At 44.6% G+C, this 6,675-nt stretch carries 2 protein-coding genes; both read left to right on the top strand.

The genetic code is table 11. The features are described from left to right. Positions 1 to 105 precede the first annotated feature (105 nt). Positions 106 to 453: a helix-turn-helix transcriptional regulator gene (locus tag Q0O89_RS10160; RefSeq protein ID WP_293731581.1), complete on the top strand. Its 348-nt coding sequence runs from the start codon at positions 106 to 108 to the stop codon at positions 451 to 453. A 632-nt stretch (positions 454 to 1,085) separates the two neighbouring features. Further along, positions 1,086 to 6,675 (top strand): ESPR-type extended signal peptide-containing protein (locus tag Q0O89_RS10165; RefSeq protein WP_293731582.1); only part of this gene is annotated, 5,590 nt, incomplete at its 3' end.

Genomic DNA, 6,675 nt, shown 5'->3' on the forward strand with positions numbered 1-6,675 from the left:
GCAAAAAATAAGCTCCGCCGCAGCCTTTTATTGAAAGATAAACAGACCCTAATATCGTTGGCAATACAATGAACATTGTGTCTATCGAAGAGGTTAAAAAAAGAGATGAACGCACTTACTAATATCCAATATATCAATGACGCACAAGGCACGCCTGCCTTTGCGGTTATTCCTTTACCGACCTTTAATTGGCTAAAACAAAAAGCCAACATTGCCGATCCGCTTGAAACCGGCATACCGGAAGCGGTGGCTAAATTAGCCTTACTTAATGATTATTCTGCATTAAGAGCTTGGCGCGAACATTTAGGCTTAACCCAAGCAGAGGTTGCCAGCCGACTAGGTATTTCTCAAGCGGCTTATTCACAACATGAAAATTCTCAAACCTTGCGTAAAAGTACACGCATTAAAATGGCAAATGCCTTAGGGCTTCGCGTCGAACAGCTTGATTTTTAATACTGACAGATGATTTTGGGGCTGTAGGGGCGAAATATTTTTCGCCCCTGATTTATCACGATTGTTTTGGGGCGAAAGATATTTCGCCCCTACGGTTAATCCATTGAAATCATTGGAAAAATCTTGGTCACTCTTGTAGGGACACACTGCGTGTGTCCGTTACCAATATTTTCACACCCTTTTGATTTTTTTAATATTTTTCGGACACACGCAGTGTGTCCCTACGGCATGATTTAGGGCGAAATATTTTTCGCCCTGATTTATCACGATTGTTTTGGGGCTGTAGGGGCGAAATATTTTTCGCCCTGATTTATCACGAATGTTTTGGGGCGAAAGATATTTCGCCCCTACATTTAATTTTTTGGGGGGCATTTGCCTCTGACACGAAAAAAAACGCCGATTCGCTGACTTTTTTCTGAAATTGTGATCCATGTCACGTTTAAATGCTTGTTTTATGTACATATTTAGTTGCAAAAGTATTCAGGGGGGGGGTAAACTAAACATTTGCAAATGAATTTCCGTAACTTCCTATGAGCCTATCATTTCTGATGTGTGTGGTAGAAATGGTGGTATTCCCTTATTTTATCTAGGGACTTACGGTGTGATTTTCTTACTATACATCGGGGTGTATTATGAACAAAATCTTTCGTGTAATCTGGAACCATTCAACGCAAACTTGGACTGCCGTATCAGAATTAGCAAAATGCCACGGAAAGGTTTCCTCTCAAACAGATAAACGTCAATTCTCTCAAGGCGAAAATGCGCCATTTTTCAAATTAAGCCTTTTAAGTGCGGTGATTTTAGGGGTATTTTTCTCTTTTGATGCTTATGCTTGGAATAATAATACAGGTAGTACAGTTTACGTTGAAGGCACTCATTCAAGTGACCCGACAGTAGTTGTCATTGGTGCTGGTAATCTTTATAAAGCTAAAACAAATGCTCAGTTTACCGTAGCTATTGGTCAAGGGGCAAATGCTGCAAGTCAAACAACCGTTGCGATTGGTTCACAAGCCAACGCCAGTGGTACTAACGCTGTTGCCATTGGTGGGTCTGCCGCAACGAATGGTATGAATGCGACTTCTATTGGGGTGAATGCAAAAGCCAGTACTCATGCCGTCGCTATTGGTGAGCGTGCCAATGCCAGCACCGGGACACAAAGTGTTGCGATTGGTTCTGGAGTGAATGTTTCTTCCGCTCAAGCAATCGGTATTGGTAACGATGTTCTTGTTTTAGGTCATGGTTCAATAGCATTGGGTAGCGATGATATTGGTAGCCGTGATGATATTTCTGAAACGGTTCAAGGTATTACAGGGATCAAACAACAATATACCGGCAACTGGACAGTTTCTGATAATAATGTGCCTTATGGTGAGAAAACAAATGATACAGATAGCAAACTTTACATCTCTACTGTTGCAACGAATATGGCCTCTATTGCAATAGGTTCGCAATCGCAAGCCTTGCATAACTGGACAACAGTATTAGGTGCGCGTGCTTTTGCCAACAAAGAAGCTGCCACCGCCATTGGGGCAATGGCGAAAGCAACGGGCAATGCGTCCTTTGCCGGTGGTTTTAATGCCACAGCCGGCGCCGGTTTTACTGTGGCATTAGGGACAAACGCAACCGCTTCCCAAGGGGAAGCCATCTCAATTGGTTACGACAGCAAGGCCACCGATTTTAATACCACAGCTTTAGGTTTTAAAGCGAACGCAACAGCACGCGATGCAACCGCATTAGGTTCTAATGCCACCTCTACAAAGGAAAGTGCAACTGCCTTGGGTAGAAATGCATTCGCTAACGGTTCTAATTCTGTTGCAATTGGTAAGGATGCGGTTACCAATAGAGAAAACTCAACCGCCCTTGGTGTTGGCGCAAATGCAACAGGCGGAAATACCATTGCGATTGGTCGTGATGCCAAAGTGGATACAAGATCAAAAAATAACGGTGGGATAGCCATTGGTAAAACGGCTAAGTCTCTTGGAAATGGTAACTTAGCTTTTGGTACTTCTGCTTATGCGGGTACAGATCCTGCACTCGTTCCAGCAGATGGAACTACCTCATATCCGGAGGTTGAATATTCGATGGCAATTGGTGATATTGCCAAAGCCTACGCTAACCGCTCTTTGGCTTTGGGGGTGGATAGCAAAGTTGAAAAACTCTCAACAGGTGCCATTGCTGTTGGTAACGGCACAAAAATTTTTGATAAAGAGAGCCAAGGCTCCGATCAAGCCATTGCTATCGGTTTTACCTCGAATATTACCGGCGCACCAGGTTCGGTTATTGTCGGTTCTCAATCGGATGTAAAATCTAAACACGCCGTTTCCTTAGGTTACAACGCAGATATTGGTGAAAACAAAGAAGGTGCGGTCGTTTTAGGGGCAAATTCTAATGATACCGGCTCTTCCGCAACGCTCGCCACCACCGCAAGTGCGACAGTAGATGCGATTACCTACAGCGGCTTTGTAGGCACAATCAGTACAAGCAACAACCAAGGTCGTTTTGTCAGTATTGGTAATAACACAGCCGGTGGTCAACGCAAACTCATCAATCTCGCCGCCGGCGAAGTTTCCGCCACGTCAACAGAAGCCATTAACGGCTCACAACTCTATGCGTTAGCCTTAAAACAAGCGCGTTATTTCTCCGTAAACTCCTCTTTGGCAGACAACCGTGGCAATAACGGCGCGACAGGGGGCAATTCAATTGCTATTGGGCCGAAAGCTTCCGCTGTGGCGGCAAATGGTATTGCCATTGGTAACAACACCGCAGCAAGCGGTGGGGGCGATATTGTGATTGGTAACAATATCACCACGTCCACTACAGAGAGCAACAAAGGTCGTGCGGTGGTGATTGGTGAAAATGCCAGTGCCACAGGCGGTCAAGGCGTGGCTGTGGGTTCCACTACAAAAGCCGCTGCACAAGCGACTGCAATAGGTAACGAAGTCAGCGCAGAAGGGCGCGGTAGTGTTGCCATTGGTGCGGATGATATAGGGGGAACCTTACCGTTTAACGATAATATTCAAGGTATTACAGGGTTACGCACTACATTCGGCAATACATACACGAAAACCCAATCCACCGCCGCCGGCGCCGTTGCCCTTGGTGCGGGCGCGCAAGCGAGCGGTGTTGCCGGGGCGGCATTAGGCACGGGGGCGCGTAGTTCGGGCATTCTTTCGGCGGCTCTTGGGCCGTTGGCAAATGCCAGCTCAGATTTAAGCGTTGCCATTGGGCCGAAAGCCCGTGCAACACAAGCGGGCGGCGTGGCGTTGGGGACAGATTCTGAAGCAAATCGTCAAGGTGGCGATACTTATAAAGGCTATGATATTGCAACCGACCGCCAATCTACAGAAACAAGTCTTGCTTGGAAACCGAGTTACAGCGCGGTTTCTGTGGGTAACTCTGCAGCAACCCGTCAAATTATCAACGTAGCCGCCGGTAAGGAAGATACTGATGCGGTAAACGTTGCGCAATTGAAAAAAGCGCGAATTAGCACGACTTACAAAGCGGACGGTGGATTGAGTCGTGGTGCAATTAATACAGCTGACAATTTAAAATCCTATGAAGTCAAAAGTGGCGACACGAAAAATATTGAATTCCTTTCTACGTTAACTTGGGGAACTGGGGATTCTGCATTTGACGGTGCCAATATTGAAATCTTGCACGAAGCCAACGGCAAGTTCCAATTCGGTATTAAAAAACAACCGGAATTTGAAAAACTCACTATTACCAACGGCCCTGTGCTTAGCAACACAGGCATTGCCATGGGCACTAAAAAAATCTCCGGTTTATTGGCGGGTACGGATGCAACCGATGCGGTTAATAAGGGGCAACTTGATGCGAGCGTAGGCACCTTTACCTTTAAAGGCGAGAAATACGATACCGGGGTAAATGCAGATACCAGCGGTGATACTTGGCGCAGTAATGCAACAAAAACCTTTATGCTTGGCAGTACAGAAAACTGGGGGGGCGATAATAATCGTTATTCCGGTGAGAATATCGAAGTGTTACGCAAGGATAATGCGAATTTCCATATCGGCTTAAAAACCAACGCCACCTTTGATTCCGTATCCATTAGCAATAACGGCCCGAAACTTAGCGGCACGGGTTTGGATATGAAAAATAAAGCCATTACGAATTTGGTTTCAGGCGGTACAACGGATACCAACGCCGCCAATATTGCGGACGTTAAACGCTTAGCGGCAGCTGAAGCTGCGAAAGAAATCGCGAAAATCCCAACGTCGCAACCGCTTAAATTCCGTGGTGATGATAATCAAGAGGTAAGCCGTAACTTAGGCACCACTTTAAGCATTAAAGGCGGTTCAACAGCGACAGACTTCACAGATAAAAATATCAAGGTCACCAAAAACGCGGCAAGCGATGGTTTGAGCATCCAAATGGCGAAAAACTTAACGGATTTAACTGATGCAATCTTTGGGGACGCCAATGCGAACAATCTTAAACTCAACAGCACAGGTTTAACCTTAACCACCAATGGCGTATCAAGCCCTGTTCAATTGCTTGGCGGCACAAACGGCGGTCAACTTACCGGCTTAGAAAGCCGTACAACAACGGCTGCAGATTACGGCACAGGCACTAACGCAGGGCGTGCAGCAACAGAAAGTGCGGTGAAAGATGTAAAAGATAGTTTAGCCGTGAATACCACTTACAGCGCTGACGGAGATATAAGAGGATCGGCTATTCAAAGCAGCACCGGTTATAGTGTCGCCAGCGGTACAACAAATGGCGCAGTGAAATTCCTTTCCAATAAAAACTGGACAAACAACACCGTCAAATATTCCGGCAATAATATCGAAATTCTTCGTAATAGCTCTAACGGTACCTTCTACTTCGGGATGAAAAGTGATCCGGTATTCGATAATGTAACGGTCAACACAACCTTAACGGTAGGAACTACAGGGCCGGCATTAAGTAACAACGGCATTGATATGCGCAGTCAAGTTGTTAAAAATCTAAAACCTCGCACAACGCTAGAGAGCGATTATGGCAAAGGCGATAATGCGAATAATGCCGCAACAGAAGAAGCCTTGAAAAAAGTACAGACTGCGTTGGATGCGGAAAAAGTGAATAACTCTCGACAAATTAAATTCTATTCACCAGACAATAACGGCAATGGTGCTTTAAGAGAATTTGGTTCTTGGACGTTGAATAGTAACGGTGAATTGAAATTCCAAAATGGTGACGGTATTCACTTAGAAGGCGGCGAAAATAAATTGACTATTAGCTTAACATCGGATATCAAAAATAAGCTCAATAATCTTGATAAAAAAATGAATACTGATTTGAGCAATATCAATAAGCAAGCCGCTAAAAATTTGATTAACGAATTGATTGAAGTCAAGGCGGACCCTGATGTTGATGACAACTTAGCGATAGTAGAGCCGGATGACAGCACTACTGACAAAATGATCTATAAAGTCAGTGTGAGCAAAGGTGATGTTGTAGATGATGTTGTAGACAATATTAAAGACACCTTTGCGAAAAAAGATGCGTCGAATTTAGAGGCAGCCGACATCACAAAATGGAAAGAAAAAATCGACACCAACACTCAATCAGTGGATAAAGTGGAAAATGCTGCAAATTCTATCTTAACCGTTACATCAGACGGTGATTACACCGAGGGCGCAGTAAAAGGTAAAAAATACACTGTGGGCTTAACGGCGGAAAAAGTGGTCGAAGCGGTTCAACCTGAGTTAAATAAAAAACTCAATAAAGACGCCTCGAATTTAAGCGAGGACGACAAAGCCAAATGGAAAGCGGCGATTGATACTGATACGGTTTCCATTGAAAAAGTGTTCGCCGATACAAATTCAGGCATTACTGTTAGCGAAGCGGCTCGCGATGATAGCGTGAATGGCAAAAAATATACCCTTAGTTTAAATGAAAACAAGATCAAAGAACTTGCCGGCACAACCGATCTTGCCACACGGTTAGACAATAAAGCCTATATCAGCTTGGATAATATCAACGAGGCCGGCGAAAATAAAATCAAAGGATTAATTGAAGTCAAAGCCAAAGCCAGCGACAACAATTTAGCCAAAGTCACCAAAGCGGCACAAACGACAGGCAATAAAGACGTTTACGAAGTGGAAGTAACGAAAGATGATTTGGTTAACAAATTGGGCGATACTTTTGCGAAAGCGGATGCAACCAATATCACAGGCGACAATGTCAATAAATGGAAAACGGCGCTTGGTGTGTCTGATT

Origin of the sequence: uncultured Actinobacillus sp. (genome assembly GCF_945915845.1) — a bacterium.
Taxonomy (GTDB): domain Bacteria; phylum Pseudomonadota; class Gammaproteobacteria; order Enterobacterales; family Pasteurellaceae; genus Exercitatus.